Here is a 17,784-nt window from a genome sequence, read left to right as displayed (position 1 = left end):
TCACTCCAGCTCGGAGACGCCCAGCCCTCCCGGGCGGATCATCAGCCGGAAGGCATCATCCGAGTGGGCCGAGCCGCGCATCTTCGTCACGTTGATGGTCCGCTCGAGCTTCTTGCCGTGGCGGTGGTAGTCGAGCGAGATGATGGCGTCGGCGATGGTGGAGAGGAAGGGCGCGGTGCGCTCGTCCTCCTTCACGTCATTGATGGTCTGCGTGAGCAGCGCACTGCGGTTGTGCTCGCGCACCAGCGAGGCGAAGCCGACCATGAACTGGCGGAAGCCTCGCGTGGAGGTGGAGTGCGCCACCGAGGAGATGCTGTCCAGGACGATGAGCGAGGGCCGGAACTCCTCCAGGCTCTGGCGCAGCTCCACCAGCAGGTCCTCTGGGCTGGTGGCCTCCGGGTAGCGGCACTCCAGCAGGAGCGTGCCCGCCTGCGTGAACTCCTCCATGGGCATGCCGATGTTGGAGAAGTTGCGCATCAGCATCGGCTTGGTCTCCTCGAAGCCGTAGTACGCCACGCGCTCGCCACGCTGCGCGCCGGCCCGCGCGTACATGCCCGCCATCGTCGTCTTCCCGCTGCCGGCAGGGCCCCTCAGCATGGTGATGGAGTCGCGCAGCCAGCCGCCGTTCATCATCGAGTCCAGGCCCTCGAACCCGCTGGAGAACCGCTCGTTCTGCAGCCGCTCCTGGGACGCCGGCGCGCCGAAGGGGAACACCATGAGCCCCCGCGCGCTGACGGTGCAGGGGTATTCGCCCTTCTGGTGACCGCTGCGCCGGTACTTGTGGACCTCGATGGTGCGTCGCCGGCGCTCGCTGTCGATGAGGTTGCGCAGCACGAGCACCACGTCGCAGACGAAGTCCTCCACCCCCAGCGTGGTGCGCGGGCCGTAGTCGTCGGGCGCCTCGGCGGTCACCACCGCCGTGAGCTGGTACTTCCGGAACGAGTCGATGAGATGGAAGAAGTGGCTGCGCAGCCGCTCCTCGGAAGGCTTCGGGCTGAACAGCGCCGTGGCCGAGTCGAGGATGAGCGCCTGGGCGCCGAACTCCTTGGCCGCCGCCTCCACGCGGTGGAGCATCGCGGTGATGTCATAGTCGCCCGTGACGACGGTGGCGCTGTCCGCCGGGTGCGTCAGGTCGGCGAACCGCAGCTGACCCTGGGCCACCAGCTCCGACAGCCCGAAGCCCAGGCTGTCTCCGGACTCGATCAGGTCCGAGGGCGTCTCCTCCACCGCGAACACCACCGTCTTCATCCCCGAGCGGGCGAAGTGGCCGGCCAGCTGCAGGGCCAGCACGCTCTTGGCCGCGCCGCTCTTGCCGGTGATGAGGGTGGTGCGTCCCTTGGGCAGTCCTCCCTGGGTGATGCGATCCAACCCGGAGATTCCCGTCGCCACCTTCACCACTGGACTCATCGCTTGCGCTCGACTTTCGCGTCATTGAGCAGGTCAACGACCGTCTGGATGTTCTCGAGGGTCCCCAGCAGGTACACGCGCGGGTCGGGCATCCGGCGCACCAGCGTGGGCGTGAAGGTGACGCGGTCCTCATCGAAGGAGGTCGGCCTGTCCTTGGAGAGGTCCACCACCTGCAGGTCGACCTGGGTCGCCTCGTAGTCCTTCAGCAGCGTCTGCAGGTTTCGCAAGGCGCGCAGCGAGGTGGTGGAGGCCTCGCTGACGTAGAGGACGAAGCGGATGCGCTTGAGGCTGTCGCCCTGCGCCTTGCGCTCCATCGCCACCTCGAGGTGGGCCTTGGCCCGGGCCAGCTCCTCGTCGCGCACTGGCGCCAGGATTTCATTCAGCTTCGCCAGGAACTTGTCCACGTCCACCGGCTTGCGGATGACCCGGTAGCCCGCCACGTCGTCCAGCCGCGAGGCGCCCGTCAGGATGAGCGACTCACAGTTGAGCAGCCCCGTCGCCGCCGCCTGCGAGAGCATCTTCGCCCCGCTGGTATCGGGCAGGTTGTAGTCGCTGATGACCAGGTGGAACTTCTGCGAGCCCAGGAGCGCCAGGCCCTCCGTGGCCGTCGACGCCACCGTGACGCGATACCCGGCCGACTCCAGGATTTCCCGGAGCGCGTCCTGGATGTCGATGTCGTCCTCGACATAGAGGACCTGCAGCCCCATCGAGGCCTCGGGGTCGGTTCGGTTCGGGGCAGAAGAAGCGAGCGAGGGTGCCCCAGCCGCGGGCGGAGAAGGATCAGTTGCCACAGGGGCGAAATCCTTATCCCGGAACGGAAGCCCTCAGTAGGCGGATGGTGCCCACCTGGCGGGGACTGAACGAATCGGTTGCGAGAATAAAACGACCGTTCTATTCTTGAAGGGCGATGAGAAAGGGCGAACTCACCCGGCAGGCCATCCTCGAGCGCGCGGTGCGCCTGGCCAGCCGTGTGGGCTTGCAGGGGCTGACCATCGGCGGGCTGGCGGACGAGCTGCAGCTGTCCAAGAGCGGCCTGTTCGCCCACTTCCGCTCCAAGGCCTCGCTGGAGGTGGAGGTGCTGGAGGCGGCCACCACCCTGTTCACCGAGGTGGTGATTCGCCCGGCCCTGGCCCGGCCCCGGGGCGAGGCGCGCATCCGCGCCCTCTTCGAGCGCTGGCTGGACTGGGGCCGCAGCGCCGCCATGGAGGGGGGCTGCATCTTCGTGGCCGCCGCCGCGGAGCTGGATGACACCCCGGGCCCGGCCCGCGACGCCCTGGTGCAGAGCCAGCGGGACTGGATGGACTGCCTGGCCCAGACGGCGCGCACCGCCATCAACGAGCGCCACTTCCGACCGGACGTGGACCCGGAGCAGTTCGCCTTCGAGCTGTACGGCATCATGCTCGTCCACCACCACGCGGCCCGGCTGATGAGAGACCCTCAGGCGGAGCAGCGCTCCCGCCGCGCCTTCGAATCGCTGCTGAACGCCTCCCGCGCCCTTTCCTCCTGAAGCTTTCTTCCCTGCCGTCTCGTTGGAGTCCTCGTCATGGCAAAAAATAGCACGAACGTTCGTAAGAAGATGGCCCGGTTGGCGCTGCGCCTCACGGGCCGCACGCTGGGCACGCTGGCGCCGGAGTGGGCGGCCCAGTGGGGGGAGCGGCTGTTCTGCACGCCGCAGCGGACGGCGCCTTCGCGCACGGCGCGGGCGGTGCTGGCGCAGGGGCAGCAGCGCTTCCTGGAGCTGTGCGGTGAGCGGGTGGCGGTGTGGAGCTGGGGCGAGGGCCCGCGCGTGCTGCTGGTACACGGGTGGAGCGGCTACGGCGGCCAGCTCACCGCCTTCGTCGCGCCGCTGGTGGCCGCGGGCTTCTCGGTGGTGACGTTCGACGCGCCGGGGCACGGCCTGTCGTCCGGCAGCCGCTCCTCGTTGCCGGAGCTGGCGCGGGTGATTCGGGCGGTGGCGCACGCCACCGGGGGGCCGCATGCGTTGGTGGCGCACTCCATCGGCGCGGCGGCCAGCGCGCTGGCGCTCCATCAAGGGCTGGAGGTGGAGCGGGCGGTGTTGCTGTCGCCGCCGTCGGATCCGCGCAAGGCGGTGGCCTTCTTCTCGCGCGAGGTGGCGCTGCCGGGGCACGCCGTAAAGCGGATGGTGGCGCGGCTCGAGGCGCGCCTGGGGCGGCTGGAGGACTACGTGGTGCCGCGCTTCGCGCCCGCGCTGAAGACGCCGGTGCGCATCTTCCACGACGTGGGAGACGAGGAGGTGCGGGTGGAGTCGGGCGAGGCCATCGCCCAGGCCTGGCCGGGGGCGCGGCTGGTGCGCACCCAGGGCCTGGGGCACTACCGCATCCTCTATACGCCGGCCGTCGTCTCGGAGGCGGTGGCGTTCATCACCGAGAGCCGCCCCCGGGACGCGTGGCCGCTGGTGACGGCGCCCCTGGCCGAGGCCGCCGCCACCCCCTCGCTCAGAAGCGCATGAACAGGCCCGGGCCGGCGGCCAGGGAGCTGTTGTCGCGGCCCGCCGCCATCACCACCGGCACGGGCATGGCCTGCACGGAGGAGACACGGCGCGGGCTGTCCTTCTCCGTGGGCACGCCCGGGTCCGAGGTGAGCAGCACCGTGAGCGCGAAGGTGGTGGCGATGCCCGCGATGGCCGTGAGCGGCACGGTGGTGCCATCGGCCAGCGCGGAGCCGAGCCACAGCATGCCCAGGCCCACGCCCAGGGGCAGCAGCGTGAGCTTCACCACCCGCGAGGCCTCCAGCTCCAGCGGCAGCGCGAGCAGCCCGCCCAGGGCCATGCCGATGGCGGGGGCCAGCAGCGTGGGCGTGAAGTCCGTGTCCCCGCTGCCGCTCTCCTCCATGATGCTCTGGGTGAGCAGCGTGAGGGTGAAGGCGTAGAGGGACGTCATGCCCACCAGCGCCGCGTCCCCGTTGCTCACGTCTCCGCCGCCCTGGGTGATGGCGAGCACGCTGACGATGCCGACCTGCGTGGCGGCCAGTCCCATCCACCCGCGCGCGCGGTCGGAGGCGTCGTCACTGTTGGCCAGGCCGATGCCGGCGATGAAGCCCGTGGTGGCCGCGCCCGCGACGAGGAACGACTCGTTGCGCTCCACCGGCACGGCGTACTGGTAGAGCGTGCCGATGGTGCCCAGCGTCAGGCCGCCCAGCATCGCGCCCGTGTAGCCGTGGTTGCGGCCCTCGTCGCTGTTCTCATCGTTATAGGTGGAGCCAATCATCGCGCCGCTGACGATGCCGCTGATGACCTGGGTGAAGGCGAGCAGCGGGCCGCCCGGGCCGGCGGAGAAGCGGCTGTAGCGCACCGCGCGCTCGCCCGTGGACTCGGCGGGACCGATGGCTGGGGGCGGCGTGGCGGCAGGGGGCAGCGGAGGCGCGGAGGGGTCCGCCTGCGCGGGAGAGAGGGGGGGCGGCGTGGGCTCGGCCGGCGCGGCTTCGGCGGAAGGCGGCGGCGTGGCGGGAGCGCGGGGCTGCTGGGCACTGGCCACGGTGGCGACGAGGCTGAGCAGGACGGCGAAGGACCGCATGTAGGTGCTCCTCTCCTTCAGGTTTTCCACTGTCCGACACTCCTGTTGACACGAGGACTCAGAATTGGATCCTCAAACCGGGCCCCGCGGCGAGGGAGGAGTTGCGCCGGCCGGCGGCCATCACCACGGGGACGGGGGAGAGGCGCACGGTGCTGGCGGAGGCCCGCTCCTGGGGAGGCGGCTCGTAGGTGAAGACGGCCACCAGCGTGGTGAGGATGAAGGAGGCGCTCAGGGTGGTGAGCACCACGCGGCCCGTGGTCGCGTTGCCGGACAGCGGCGCCGCCAGGGCAATCGACATGCCGGTGGGGATGAGCGGTAGGAAGGTGATGGCCGCCAGCCGCAGCGGGCTCAGCTCCAGGGGAATGGAGAGCAGCCCCCCGAGGGCCAGGCCCACGGCGGGGGCGATGAGCATGGGCGTGAAGTTGTAGCCGCCGCTGCTCTCCGCGTCGTTGATGAACTCCACGAGGCTGGTGACGAGGAAGGCATAGAGGGAGCTCATGCCCATGAGCCCCATGTCCGAGCCGCTCACGTCCTCGCCGCCAGCGGTGAGCAGCAGCGCGCCGAACAGGCCAGCCTGGGAGGACACCAGGGCGATGATGCCTCGGCCGTGGTCGCTCACGTCACTGCCGTTGGCGAAGCCGATGCCCCCCATCATCCACGTCACCGAGGCGAGCGTGGCCAGCACGGACTCGCGGCGCCCCACGGGGACGAAGTATTGGTAGAAGGTGCCGGCGGTGCCGAGCGCCAGCCCGCCCATCATCGCTCCGAAGTAGGCGTTGCTCGTCGACCCCTCGGCGTCATAGGCGTTTCCCAGCAGGGCGCCTCCGCTCAGGCCCAGGAGCACCTCGGCCACCACGACGGAGGGCCCCCCGGGGCCGGCGGAGAAGCGGCTGTAGCGCTGCGCGCGCGTGCCCGTGGACTCGGCGGGGCCGATGGCGGGAGGCGGAGTCCGCGCCCACTCGGGCTCGTCCGGAGAGGGGCTGGCCGAGGGCTCGGCCTGGGCGGAGAAGCGCCGGGGGGCTTGTGCGCTGGCCGCGGTGGCGGTGAGGCACAGCAGGAAGAGGAGCAGCCGCATGGGGGCCTCGGGGAGAAGGGCTCAGAATCGCAGGAAGAGCCCCGGACCGGCGGCGATTCCTTCGTTGCGCCGGCCTGCGGCCACGAGCACCGGCACGGGCATGGCCTGGACGGAGCTGACGGACCTCTGCTCGGGCTCGACGGCCTGGCCCGACAGCCCGTGGATCAACGCGACGAGGAAGAAGGTGCCCGCCATGGTGCCGAGCACCGTCTTGGCGACGGTGACGCCATCGGCCAGCTGCGTGCCGACGAGGAGCGCCAGCGCGCCGGTGCCGAGCGGGAAGGTGGTCAGCTCGAAGACGCTGGTGGAGGACAGCTCCAGGGGCAGGGCGAGCAGCCCGCCAACGGCCATGCCGACGGCGGGGGCGAGGAGCAGGGGCACGAAGTTGAAGGACTGATCCGTCTGCCGGGCGTGGATGTACTCGACGAAGCCGGTGACGATGAAGGCATAGAGGGAGGTGGCGCCCACGAGCCCCGCGTCACCAGCGCTCACGTCCTGGCCGCCGGCGGTGAGCAGTAGCACGGCGAGGATGCTCGCCTGCGTGCCGGTGAAGGAGAGCAGGGCGCGGTCCTTGGCGCTCATGTTCTCGGAGTGGGCCAGGGTGAGGCTGGCCATGAGCCCGGTGCTGGCGGCACCGGCGGCGAGCAGCGCCTCGCGGCGGCCCACGGGGACGAAGTACTGGTAGAAGGTGGCGGCGGCGCCGAGCGTGAGCCCTCCGAGGATGGCGCCCGTGTAGCCGTCGCTGTCCCGCTGCTGGCTGGCGACGTCGAAGGCCGAGCCCAGCATGGCGCCGGTGACGACGCCGACGAGGCCCTCGGTGAGCGCGAACATCGAGCCCCCCGCGCCCGCGGAGTAGAGGCTGTAGCGCGCGGCCCGCTGGCTCACGGGCTCGACGGGGCCGATGGCCTTGGAGGGAGGCGCGGCGGTGGCGCGAGGCGGAGGCGGAGGCGCGGGCGTGACAGCGGGAGGCGGTGGCGCTGCGCGCGGGGAGGAAGCAGAAGGCAGGGGGAGGAACTCATCCTCGGGCGCGGCGCCGACTGGAGGGGCCGAGGGCGGCTCCTCGTGGGGCGCGAGGGTGATGGGCGGAGGGGTGAGGGACTCCTCCGGAGGAAGGGGAGGCTCTCCGGACTGCTGCGCGCGCGCGGAGGCCGCGATGAGGCACAGCAAGAGGGCGATGGCGCGCATGGGGGAAGCTCCTGTGCGCACATCATCCCTGCATCATGGATGCCGAGGAAAGGGCTCCTCGGCGATGGTGCTGTGCGTCAGCGCGTCGGGGCTACCAGCTGTGCAGGCCGCTGCACACGGGTGCGTCGGGCGTGTCGCGGGCTCCGGGCGTGTACGCGTCTCGCACCTTCGCGCAGCGGCAGGTCCGCCACCGTCCGCACGCCCCACACCAGCCCCAGCGCCTCCAGCGCGCGCACGGCCCAGAAGCCCGGATCCGGCTGCCTCCAGCCGACGCCCATCTGCGCCGAGGCAGGGTAGGCGTGGTGCGTATTGTGCCAGGCCTCGCCCATGCTCAGCAGCGCCAGCCACCCGGCGTTGCGGCCCTGCTCCGCGGCGCCCACCAGCTCGTAGGGCTGCTCGCCCGCCACGTGGCTCACGTAGTGGATGGCCCAGAAGCCGTCCTGCGTGAGCGCCAGCCGGATGAAGATGCCCCACGCGACGAAGGCGGGGCCGCCCACCGCGTACAGGGCCAGCGCCAGCGGCACCTGGAGCCACAGCCCCGCGCGCTCCAGGTGCTGGAAGAGGGGCCGGGCCGCCACGCGCGGCTCCACCGGCGGGTAGATGGAGGCATCCGGCGCGCGGTAGTCGAAGAAGAGCGCATAGGCCATCGTCTCCAGGAAGCCGCCCCGGTAGCCGAAGTAGGGCGGGCAGTCCGGCTGGTTCTGGTGGTAGTCGCGCATGTGGTGCATGCGGCTCATGCCGAGCACGCCGCCCAGGCCCGCCAGCGTGCCCAGCACCGCGAGCACGGCCTCCACGGGGCGCGACGTCTGGAAGGCGCGGTGGATGAGGCCGCGGTGGATGCCCACCGAGACGCCCAGGCACATCGTCACCCCGAGCAGCGCGGCCGCCACCGCCACCGCGCTCCACGAGAAGAAGAGCGCGCCACCCACGAGCGCCGCCGCGTGCAGCAGCGCCCAGCGCAGCACCTTGCTCCGGTTCAGCCTCGTCTCTCCCCAGCCTCTCGCATCGTCCATGGCCTCCGGCTCCTTTCGAGGGGAGTCCATCGCAAGTGTCCTGCCAGCCCAGGGCGGCCCTCATTCCGGGCGCTTGCGGGCCCGGAGCGGCGGCACTGTCCACGGCGTGGACAGTCCACCGTCAACGCGGAAGACGCTCGGCACCCCACTGTCTCCGCCTCGGGCGGAGCTCTGGGGCAGGTGACGCATGGCAATGGAGAGCGGCTACTTCGCTGCTTGATCCGCGGCATCGTGGTGCCGCTTACGCCAGCCCGGCATAGGGCCCTAACCTGCGAGCTTCGCGCAGAAGGAGGCGGCCATGAGAGGGCGCAGAGCAGGAGCGCTGATGCTGGCGCTGGTGATGGGGGCTTGCGCCAGCACCCCGCGGCCGTGGCCAGAGCCGACAGATGCCTCTGAGCGAGAACTGGAGGCGGCACGGTACGAGCTGCGCGTGTGGGCCGCCTACGCCAGCCCAGAGGAGCGCGTGGAGGTAGGGGGAGCGGAGTTTGAGCGTGCCCTGGGGAATCTGGTGCGCCTGGTACATGCCTGGCCTCAGCCTCGGGAAGGGGCTCAGGTGCTGTTCCCAAGCGAGCGCGAGGTGCGCTTCGCCGCCGAGGTGCGAGAGGGGCAGGTGGTGTGGGCGGTGCCTCTGCCCGAGAGGCCCATTGGGGTGAAGCGCGACGTGGCGCGCATGACACGCGATTACCAGTCGCTCTGTCTGAAAGAGCATGGGGAGAGCGACTGCCTGGGGCTGCTCAAGGATGGGCCGCTGCTGGAGGGGGAGGACTTCTACGCGCTGGGCATGGGGTTGGCGCTGGGCTCGGTGTTGGGGGAGATGAAGCAGTCTCTGCGGGAGCTGGCCGACTGGCGCGCCTTGCTGTCCACGGTGTTGTGGGCAGCCACCACCTACTTGTTGTTGTGGGTGATACCCGAGCCGCTCACCAAGGCATTGGCGGCGGTGACAACGCTGGCGTTGCTGGCGTGGTTGGGAGCGGAGACGGTGGGCAGCCTGCTGATGGGGTGGGTGGACATGGTGGGACAGGTGGACCGGGCCAGCAGCTTCGAGCAGGTGCGCCAGGCAGGAGAGCGCTATGGCCAGGTGATGGGCCGAAACGCGGCACGAGTGCTGGTGCTGGTGGTGGCAGCGGCGCTGGGCGGTGGGGCCGGCAAACTGGTGACGCGGCTGCCGCAGGTGCCGGGTTTCGCGCGGGCGGCGGTGCAGGCCGAGGCGCGGGTGGGAGTCGAACTGTCCACGGCGGCGGCACAGGTCGAGTCGGTGGGCTTCTCCGCTGAGCGCTCCTTCTCGATTCTGCGCATGAGCGCCCGGCGCGGGGCCGGCAGTGCCTCCTCCGGTGAGCGGCAAGCGCTCACGCTCATTCGCCACCAGGCCGGCAACCGTCAGGTGCTGGTCAACGGCCAGCGCTGGAACGTGCCCAGGCACAAGTCAGTGAAGGACATTCCCAAGACGGACCCCGTGGGCGATGAGCTCCAAGCAGCCGCTGAGCGCGTCACTCTGCATTGGAGTCGAGAGGCACTCAGCGACGCGGAGAAGGTAGCCATCGACAAAGCCCGCGCTCACGGGGAGCATTGGTTGGGCAACCTCCTGGAGCGGGAGGCGAGAGGGCGCTTCGTGCATCGTGTCCTGGAACGCCAGTTCCCGAGCCTGCGGTGGAGCGCCAAGGGAATCGACGCGGTTGATCCCAGGACGGGCTACAGATACGAGCTTCTCACCGGGACGAACTCCAACCTGGAGCGGCACGGTCGCCGCATGGCCGAGGAGTTCTTCCGGATGATCTCCTTCTGACGGGTACCCGGCATGTGGCTCAACAACGTCATCTTCGAGGACAAGGTCATCGAGAATGAGCGGCTGGAGCTCACAGCGAAGGATGCGCTCTATTACCTTGGGCCCAAGCTCACACTTCGCCACTGCACCCTCGTTCTCCAGGTGCCTGCCAGACGCCTGCTTCTGGCGGGACCTCAGCTCATGGATTGCACGATCGAGGTGAAGACCGAGCTGAAGAACCTTCCCTGGTACACGGCATCTCTGAGGGGCTGCCGCTTCACGGGCAAGCTGACGGGAAACGACTTCGGGTATTACCCGAACCCTGCCTTGCCCGACAGAGACATGGGCAGGGTCGAGGATTGCGATTTCTCTCGAGCACAACTCCACGGGTGCCGGTTCATCGGGTGTGACGTCTCCACGTTGAAGTTTCCGCGCTGGCCTTGGTTCACCCTGCTCCATCCCTACAAGCGGGCGCGTGAGCTGGCGGCGCTCCCATGGCCTGGGCAGCTCTCGGTGGCCATGAGCGGGTTCACCGATATACCCGCAACCACCGAAGCGCTCACCCGATCCGCCACGGTCCTCGCAAAGCAGTTCGAGACCACGGAGGAAGCGATCAAGGCAACGCTCGCGCTCCTCGACGACGTCATCTATTGAAGAATTTCCTGGACGCGCGGGCGCTGGAGCACTGGGAACCCGCATCACAAGGGTGGACTCACTGGTAGGGTCGCCCGCCATGAACCTTGGAACCCTACCGCTCCTGGTGTCCTTGCTCACCGCGCAGCCCACGGCTCCCTCCGCGGTAGCCAATACTGCCCCGCTGCCGGGCCTGCCCAATGTGCTGATCAGCGGCGTGCCCGCGGTGCCTCCCGAGCTGGAGCGCCGCGTGCATCAGTACCTGGAGTCCCGCAACGCCCAACTCGTGGACGTGACGGATGACGGCAAGCAGGTGCTCATCTCCACGCGCTTCGCGGACGTGGCGCAGCTTCACTTGGTGGAGATGCCCATGGGCGCGCGCACCCAGCTCACCTTCACGCCCGAGCCCATCGCGCAGGCGCGCTTCCTGCCGGGCTCCGCGAACGTCCTCTTCTACCTGCAGGACGTGGGCGGCGGAGAGTTCTATCAGGTGTACCGGTTCGACCGGAGCACGGGCCGCGCGGAGCTCCTCACCGACGGCAAGAGCCGCCACGAGGGGCTGGGCGTCTCCCGGGACGGCAAGTGGCTGACCTACGCCAACACCGCGCGCAACGGGAAGGACACGGACATCTACGTCGCGCCCACGGACAATCCGCGCCAGGCCCGCCGCGTCACCGAGCTCGAAGGCACCTGGTACCCCGTCGACTTCTCCGCGGACGGCGCGAAGCTGCTCGTCCAGCAGTTCCGCTCCGTGGCCGACGCGGATCTGCACGTGGTGGATCTGAAGACGGGCGAGCGCCGCCAGCTCACCCCGAAGGAGGGGATGGGCAGCGTCGTCGACGCTCGCTTCACCCCGGATGGGAAGGGCATCTACCTCATCACCGACCGCTACAGCGACTTCTCGGAGCTGTACCGGCTGGAGCTCGACAAGGCGCCGTACACGGCCGCGCCGCCGTCGCTGACGAAGTCCATCCGCTGGAACGTGCAGGGGCTCGAGCTGTCCCCGGACGGCCGTCAGCTCGCGCTGGACATCAACGAGGATGGCATCAGCCGGCTGTACCTCCTGGACACGCGCGGCAACACGCTCTCGCAGGTGAGCCTGCCCCAGGGTGTACTGACGGGGCTCACGTTCCCCCGCAAGCGCTCGGACACGCTGTTCCTGTCGCTCATCACCTCGCGCTCGCCCACCGATGTGTGGCAGGTGGACTTGCGCACGAAGAAGACGACGCGCTGGACGCGCTCGGAGCTGGGCGGCCTCAACACCGAGGCCTTGGTCGAGCCGGAGCTGGTGCGCTACGACTCCACCGACGGCGTGAAGGTGCCCGCCTTCCTGTACCGGCCGCGAGGCGCGAGCGGCAAGGTGCCCGTGGTGGTCATCTTCCACGGCGGCCCCGAGGGCCAGAGCCAGCCGTACTTCAGCGCGTTGATCCAGTTCCTCGCCACCGAGATGAAGATGGCGGTGCTGCTGCCCAACGTGCGCGGCTCGGAAGGGTACGGCAAGGCCTACCGGGCCATGGATGACGGGGTGAAGCGCGAGCAGAGCCTCAAGGACATCGGCGCCACGCTGGATTTCATCGCCTCGCAGAAGGACCTGGATGCCTCGCGCGTGGGCGTCTACGGAGGCTCGTACGGCGGTTACATGGTGCTGGCCACGGCGACCTTCTACCCCGAGCGCATCAAGGCCGTGGTGGACGTGGTGGGCATCTCCTCGCTGCCCTCCTTCCTGCAGAACACGCAGGCCTACCGGCAGGACCTGCGCCGCGCCGAGTACGGCGACGAGCGCGACCCCGCGGTGCGCAAGGTGCAGGAGCGCATCTCTCCGCTGGGCGCGGTGGACCGCATCCGCGCGGCGCTCTACGTGCAGCAGGGCAAGAACGACCCGCGCGTGCCGCAGTCGGAGGCCGAGCAGATCGTCAAGGCGGTGCGCGCCAAGGGCGCCGACGTCTGGTACATGCTGGCGCTCGACGAGGGGCACGGCTTCGGCAAGAAGCCCAACCGCGACTACGCGACGATGACGGCGCTCATGTTCCTCGAGAAGCACCTGGGCACGCCGGCGCCGGCCGCGGGCGGCTCGGGCTCGAAGCCGTAGCGCCCGCGCCTACGCCGGGCCGGGCGTCTCGGGGCCCGGGCTCGGCTCGGCGCTCGGCTCGGGATTCGAAGTGGTGCCTGCCTCCGGCTTCGTGTCGGGGGCGGGCTCCCGCTCCAGGTGCTTGAGCCACCGCCGAGACCGGGCATGCCCCAGCTCCGCGGCGGCGCGCAGGTAGCGCAGGGCCCGCTCCTGGGAAGGGGGAATGCCCAGTCCCTCGAGGAACATCTCCCCCAGGCTGAACAGGGCGCGGGGCTCACGCTGCCTCGCGGCCTGCTCGTACCAGCGGAAGGCCGCCAGCGAGTCCTGGGGGCCGCCCACGCCGTTGAGGTAGCACCAGCCCAGCGCGAGCTGCGCGTCCACGTCGCCCGCCTCGGCCGCCTCGCGGTAGAGCTGCAGGGCCTTCTTCCGATTGCGCCGGGTGCCCTTGCCCTGCTCGTAGGCCAGGCCGAGGTTGTACCGGGCCGCCGTGTTGCCCCGCTTCATGGACTGGCGGTACAGCGCCACCGCCTGGGGCCAGTCCTTCGGATCCTTGCTGGCGAAGAGCAGGTCCGCCAGGTTCGCGGCGGCGTCGAGGTTCCCGCTGGACAGCGAGCGCCAGTACCACTTTCGGGCCATGGCCGGGTTCTTCCGCAGGCCGCGCCCCTGTGCGTAGAAGAGGCCGAGGTTGAAGGCCGCCAGCGCGTCGCCCTTGAGCGCGGCCCGGCGCAGCCACCGCGCGCCCAGCGCCGCGTCCCGGCGCACCCCGTCGCCGTAGGCGTAGTGGAGCCCCACGTTGTTCATCGCGTCCACGTTGCCCGCGCGCGCGGCCACGAGGTAGGCGTGGAAGAGCGCCTCGGCATCGCGCACGGGCGCCTCTTCGAGCGCCCATGCTCGTTCCATCGCCGCGTCGGCGAGCCGTGTCTTGGAGCCGTGGGGTCGCATCCGTCGCTGCTCAGTGTCCGTCGCCGGGGTGACTGCAAATCACCGGCCAGTCTGGGAAGACAGGCGTCCGCCGGCGAAATTCCCGCCTCTCCGAGGGGTGGAGCCCCAGACGCGGTGGTGGCTATCTTCACGACATGAAGACGCCACGCCTTGTTCACTACGCGCTGGGCCTGCTGGGGGTGCTCGCTGGCGGGATGGCCGTGGGGGCACCGAGCGAGCCCGCCATCTCGGTGAAGCTGCCCCAGGCGTCCTACAACGTGCGACTCACCGGCAATGACATTGTGTCACCGCACCTCCAGCTCCACCACTCCCGGAAGGAGCTGCGGGGCCGGGCGTTCGATGCCTCCACGGTCCTCTCCTTGAAGGAGGACGAGGTGAAGGGGACCATCGGCGGCGGGCTGGTGAACCTGAAGGTCTCCTCCCAGGGCGACACGCTGCGCGGAGAGGGAGGGTTCCTCGGCCGGCCAGCCGAGGTACGCCTCAGCCCCATGGAGCTCTACGTGTACGTGGGCGGGTGTACCTACCGGCTGAAGAACACCGAGGGGACGTATATCGGTCCGCGCAGCTGCGATCGGGTCTTCGCACCACCCACGGAGGTGACGCTGCCCGAGGTGTTCCAGGAGCTCACCCCCGCCGAGCAGGTGGCGCTGTTGCTGCTGTCGCTGGGTTGATCCGAACACGCTCGGTCGGCAAGCGGCCTTACAGGGGCTCGCTCGCCTGCCTGCTTCAACCCTGGGCGCGAGGCAGCTCCACGGTGAAGGTGGAGCCCACGCCCAGCTCGCTGGTCACGTGGATGTGGCCCCCCATCGCCTCGACGCTCTGCCGGGCGATCCACAGGCCCAGCCCGAAGCCGCCGTAGTTGCGCTCGGACACGGCCCGCTCGAAGCGGTTGAAGAGGCGCGTGAGGTCCTCCGCCGCGATGCCGATGCCTCCGTCCTGGAGGGTGAGCCGCACGTGCGAGCCGGTCACCTCGGTGGTGAGCTGGATGGGGTTGCCCCGCCCGTACTTCACCGCGTTGGACAGCAGGTTGGTCACCACCTGGTCCAGCCGCAGCCGGTCCCACTGCCCCGCCGTGTCCGCGGCGAGCTGGAGCCGCAGGGCCGAGCCAGCGCGCGTCAGCTCGGGCTCGAAGCGCTCAGCGACCTCGCGCGCCAGGGCCGACAGCTCCAGGGCTTCGATCTGGAGCTGCAGCCGGCCGGCGCTGATGCGAGAGACATCCAGCAGCTCGTTGATGAGCTGGGTCTGCCGATGCACCTGGCGCTGCACCGTCTCCAGGCTGCGACGCAGCCGCTCCGGGGTGGGGCCCGAGGGAGAGCGGGACAAGGTGGACAGCAGGCTCTGCACCTGGAGCTGGAGCGCGCTGATGGGCGTCTTCAGCTCGTGGCTGGCGACGGAGAGGAACTCCTCGCGCAGGCGGATGGCCTGCTGGGCCTCCTGATAGAGCCGGGCGTTGTCGAAGGTGAGCGCCGCCTGGCGGCCCAACTCCTGCGCGAGCGCCAGGTCCCGCGCGTCATAGGCGCGTCGGGCCCGGGTGAAGGACAGCACGCCGACGACGTGGTGGCGCACCACCAGCGGCACGCGCAGCCATGCCTGGGGAGGCGGCCCCGCCTCCGCGCGCAGCTCGGGCATGCCGGAGGCGAGCACGCGCGCCACGGCGGAGGACTCGGGCTCCTCGCGCGCCGCCAGCGGCACGGGGCCCGCGTACGCGGTGGCCACGCAGCGCAGCTGGTTGCCCTCGCGCAGGTGGATGGAGCAGGTGTCCGCCCAATCGGGGACGGCCAGGTGCGCCATGCGCTCCAGCGTCGCCTCGTCATCCAGGCTGCTGGCGAGCTCGCTGCCGGCGCGCGCCAGGAAGCGCTGGGCGTCCTCGGAGCGCTTGCGCTCGGTGATATCGGTGATGATGAAGGCGCACTGCACCTCGCCACTGCCATGGCGCACCGCCGAGGCCCACATCGCCACGTCGATGAGGGTGCCATCCTTGCGCTGGCGCCGCGTCTCGAAACCGAGCACCGGCTCACCCCGCACGGTGCGCGCCAGGTTCTGGCGGGCCTCCTCGAGCTTGTCCGGGGGAACCACGGGCAGCACCCGTCCGAGCACCTCCTCCTGGGCCCAGCCGAAGATGTGCGCGGCGGCGGCGTTCCACAGGCGCACCGTGCCGTCCGGATCCATCAGCACGATGGCGGCGGGCGAGGCCTGGAAGATGGAGAGCATCGTCTGGTGCGCCTCGCGCAGCGCCACCTGCGCCGCCTGCTGCTGCTCCAGCAGTCGGGCCCGGGCCAGCGCCTCGGCGGCAGGGTGGACGAGCAGCTCCAGGAAGGCGCGCTCGTCCGCGTCGAAGCGGCGCGACTCGGCGAAGCCCAGCACCAGCGCGCCCAGCGTGCGCTCCTCGGCCCGCAGCGGCAGGCACGCCAGGGAGGGCGTCAGCGCCGAGCCCCCCTTGCCTCGGGGCTGGGAGGAAGCGGTGGCGCCCTGGACGGCGGCCTCGGGAGCCTCCACCCAGACGGGGCGGCCCTTGCGCAGCGCCTCCATGAGCGGCGCGTCCAGGCTCAGCGGCAGGCGGTGGAAGCGCTCCACCACCTCCTGCGAGTGGCCGATGGAGCGCACCAGCCGCGCGTGGGTGCCGTCCGGCTCCAGTAGCCACAGCCCGCCGGTGCGCGCGCCCACGGCCGACACGCCATGGTCCACCACCACCTCGGCCACGCGCGCGGCGGTATATGCGGGAGACAGCTCGGCGATGACGGCCTGGAGCCGCGTGGTGCGCTCGGCGGCGCGCTGGGCGCGGGTGCGCGCGAGCTGCTCGGCCACGTAGAGCCGGGCCCGCTCCAGCGCCTGGGCCGTCTGCCCCGCCAGCTCCAGCAGGAAGGCGCGCTCGCCCTCGGTGAAGGTCCTCGGCGCCAGGAAGCCCAGCGAGCAGCAGCCCAGCGTGCGGCCCCGCGTGCGCAGGGGAAGGCTCGCCACTGCCTGCGTCATGATCTCCGGGCGCTGCAGCACCGTGGGAAAGCGCGCTGTCAGCACCTCGGGCGTCTCCATCCACAGGGGCGTGCCGCCGCGGTACACCTCGGCGGCGGGCAGGGGCGCATCGGCGGGGAAGCGGGACAGGCGCTCCAGGCTGCCGGGAGGCAGGTTGCGGCTGCCGAGGATCTCCATCCAGGAGGGGTCCTCGCTGGCCACGGAGACGACGCCCTGGTCGGCGCCCAGCGCATCCATGGCCTCGCGCATCATCACTCCGGCCACATCCGACGGCGTCACGGCCTCCGACAGCGCGGCGGCGGCGCGCTGCAGGCGCAGGCTGCGGTCCGCGGACTGCTCGGCGGACTGTCGCTCCCGTCGCTCGGCGATGTAGGCGTGCGCCACCTCCAGCGCCACCGCCGCGCGGTCCGCCAGCTCCTGGAGCAGCGTGCGCTCGGCATCCTCGAAGGCGCGCCCGTTCAGCCCTCGGGCGACGGACAGGGTGCCCAGCACGCGTCCGCGCGCGCGCAGCGGGAGGATGAGCAGGTCGTGGATGATGAAGTGCTCGACCACGGCCTTGAGAGCGGGGGCGGCGACCCGGTGCAGCACCTCGGGCGACAGGGACGACAGGCAGAGCGCCTCGCCCTTGCGCACCACGAGCGCTGACAGCCCCTCGTCCGCGCGCTGCGGGCCCGACATGAGCGCCTGGAAGGACTCTCGGGAGCCGGGATCCACATGCGCCGAGCCCATGGGCAGCAGCCACTCGCCATCCGGGGACAGCAGGCGCAAGGCGCACGCCTGGCCGAGCGCGGGCACCACCAGCGAGCACAGCCGCTCGAGCACCGCGGGCGGCTCCAGGCTCGCGTCCGTCAGGATGCGCGAGGCCTCGGCCAGCAACTCCAGCCTCTCTTCCACCCCCAGCGGAACCGCGGAGGAGTGCTGTGGCTGGCTGGCTCTTGCCGGACCCATGGCGTCTCCTCGCTTCTCGAAAAGGGGGAAGGGCATGTCAGCACAGAACGCAAAGGCCCGAAAACACCCGCCCCCCGAGCGCACATGCGCGCACTCCCCAGTGCATCCGCTAGCGAAAAGAAGCCTTCCGCTGCAACTGGAATGTGCCAGCACACGGTGCATCGGCCGATTGCTCCTGGCCGGGGTTCAGCTAAAGCGGGGCCGTGAACCAGACCACGGAAGCACCGGGGCCTCAGGCCGAGGCGCCG

Annotated in this window: 14 protein-coding genes; 6 read left to right on the top strand and 8 right to left on the bottom strand. The window is 70.6% G+C overall.

Annotated features, from left to right (window positions below; all coding sequences use genetic code 11):
- Together kaiC and SYV04_RS07450 are read right to left on the bottom strand one after the other, a co-directional pair.
- Nucleotides 1-1,407, bottom strand: a complete 1,407-nt coding sequence (gene kaiC, locus SYV04_RS07455; RefSeq protein ID WP_321544935.1) for a circadian clock protein KaiC — start codon at nt 1,405-1,407, stop codon at nt 1-3.
- The gene (locus tag SYV04_RS07450; RefSeq protein ID WP_321544934.1) at nt 1,404-2,114 is read right to left on the bottom strand and encodes a response regulator; all 711 of its coding nucleotides are present in this window, start codon (nt 2,112-2,114) and stop codon (nt 1,404-1,406) included. The genes kaiC and SYV04_RS07450 overlap by 4 nt, the downstream gene beginning before the upstream one ends.
- 200 nt (nt 2,115-2,314) lie before the next feature.
- Between SYV04_RS07450 and SYV04_RS07445 the strand changes: the two genes are divergently transcribed.
- Nucleotides 2,315-2,914: a TetR/AcrR family transcriptional regulator gene (locus SYV04_RS07445; protein WP_321544933.1), complete on the top strand. Its 600-nt coding sequence runs from the start codon at nt 2,315-2,317 to the stop codon at nt 2,912-2,914.
- 36 nt (nt 2,915-2,950) lie between these two features.
- Nucleotides 2,951-3,877: an alpha/beta fold hydrolase gene (locus tag SYV04_RS07440; protein WP_321544932.1), complete on the top strand. Its 927-nt coding sequence runs from the start codon at nt 2,951-2,953 to the stop codon at nt 3,875-3,877.
- On the opposite strand, the gene SYV04_RS07435 is transcribed toward SYV04_RS07440, so the two are convergent.
- From SYV04_RS07435 to SYV04_RS07420, 4 genes are all read right to left on the bottom strand, one after another.
- On the bottom strand, nt 3,864-4,940 hold the full coding sequence (locus SYV04_RS07435; protein ID WP_321544931.1) for a hypothetical protein: 1,077 nt from the start codon (nt 4,938-4,940) through the stop codon (nt 3,864-3,866). The two genes, SYV04_RS07440 and SYV04_RS07435, sit on opposite strands and share 14 nt — an antisense overlap.
- A 58-nt stretch (nt 4,941-4,998) precedes the next feature.
- Nucleotides 4,999-6,015: a hypothetical protein gene (locus SYV04_RS07430; protein WP_321544930.1), complete on the bottom strand. Its 1,017-nt coding sequence runs from the start codon at nt 6,013-6,015 to the stop codon at nt 4,999-5,001.
- A gap of 21 nt (nt 6,016-6,036) precedes the next feature.
- On the bottom strand, nt 6,037-7,200 hold the full coding sequence (locus SYV04_RS07425) for a hypothetical protein (protein ID WP_321544929.1): 1,164 nt from the start codon (nt 7,198-7,200) through the stop codon (nt 6,037-6,039).
- A gap of 77 nt (nt 7,201-7,277) precedes the next feature.
- Nucleotides 7,278-8,213 carry an acyl-CoA desaturase gene (locus SYV04_RS07420; protein WP_321544928.1) on the bottom strand — a complete coding sequence of 312 codons (936 nt, stop codon included), beginning with the start codon at nt 8,211-8,213 and terminating at the stop codon, nt 7,278-7,280.
- A 298-nt stretch (nt 8,214-8,511) separates the two neighbouring features.
- Here SYV04_RS07420 and sitA5 point away from each other — a divergent pair, with 298 nt between their 5' ends.
- The 3 genes from sitA5 (at nt 8,512) to SYV04_RS07405 (ending at nt 12,697) form a co-directional block, all read left to right on the top strand.
- Nucleotides 8,512-9,996 carry a SitA5 family polymorphic toxin gene (sitA5, locus tag SYV04_RS07415; protein ID WP_321544927.1) on the top strand — a complete coding sequence of 495 codons (1,485 nt, stop codon included), beginning with the start codon at nt 8,512-8,514 and terminating at the stop codon, nt 9,994-9,996.
- A 12-nt stretch (nt 9,997-10,008) separates the two neighbouring features.
- The gene (locus SYV04_RS07410; RefSeq protein WP_321544926.1) at nt 10,009-10,629 is read left to right on the top strand and encodes a pentapeptide repeat-containing protein; all 621 of its coding nucleotides are present in this window, start codon (nt 10,009-10,011) and stop codon (nt 10,627-10,629) included.
- Nucleotides 10,630-10,708: 79 nt separating this feature from the next.
- Entirely contained in the window at nt 10,709-12,697 is a 1,989-nt protein-coding gene (locus tag SYV04_RS07405; protein WP_321544925.1) for an alpha/beta fold hydrolase, read from the top strand.
- A 9-nt stretch (nt 12,698-12,706) separates the two neighbouring features.
- Here SYV04_RS07405 and SYV04_RS07400 read toward each other — a convergent pair whose 3' ends face one another.
- Entirely contained in the window at nt 12,707-13,618 is a 912-nt protein-coding gene (locus tag SYV04_RS07400; protein ID WP_321544924.1) for an SEL1-like repeat protein, read from the bottom strand.
- Nucleotides 13,619-13,752: 134 nt separating this feature from the next.
- On the opposite strand from SYV04_RS07400, the gene SYV04_RS07395 reads away from it, so the two are divergent.
- Nucleotides 13,753-14,289 carry a hypothetical protein gene (locus tag SYV04_RS07395; protein WP_321544923.1) on the top strand — a complete coding sequence of 179 codons (537 nt, stop codon included), beginning with the start codon at nt 13,753-13,755 and terminating at the stop codon, nt 14,287-14,289.
- Between the two features lie 55 nt (nt 14,290-14,344).
- On the opposite strand, the gene SYV04_RS07390 is transcribed toward SYV04_RS07395, so the two are convergent.
- A complete protein-coding gene (locus SYV04_RS07390) occupies nt 14,345-17,536 on the bottom strand; it encodes a sensor histidine kinase (protein ID WP_321544922.1) in 3,192 nt (1,063 codons plus the stop codon).
- Between the last annotated feature and the right edge of the window lie 248 nt (nt 17,537-17,784).

Origin of the sequence: Hyalangium ruber, assembly GCF_034259325.1 — a bacterium.
Lineage (GTDB): Bacteria > Myxococcota > Myxococcia > Myxococcales > Myxococcaceae > Hyalangium_A > Hyalangium_A rubrum.
Note: the sequence above shows the minus strand (reverse complement) of the source record. Positions and strands in the feature narration are given on the sequence as shown.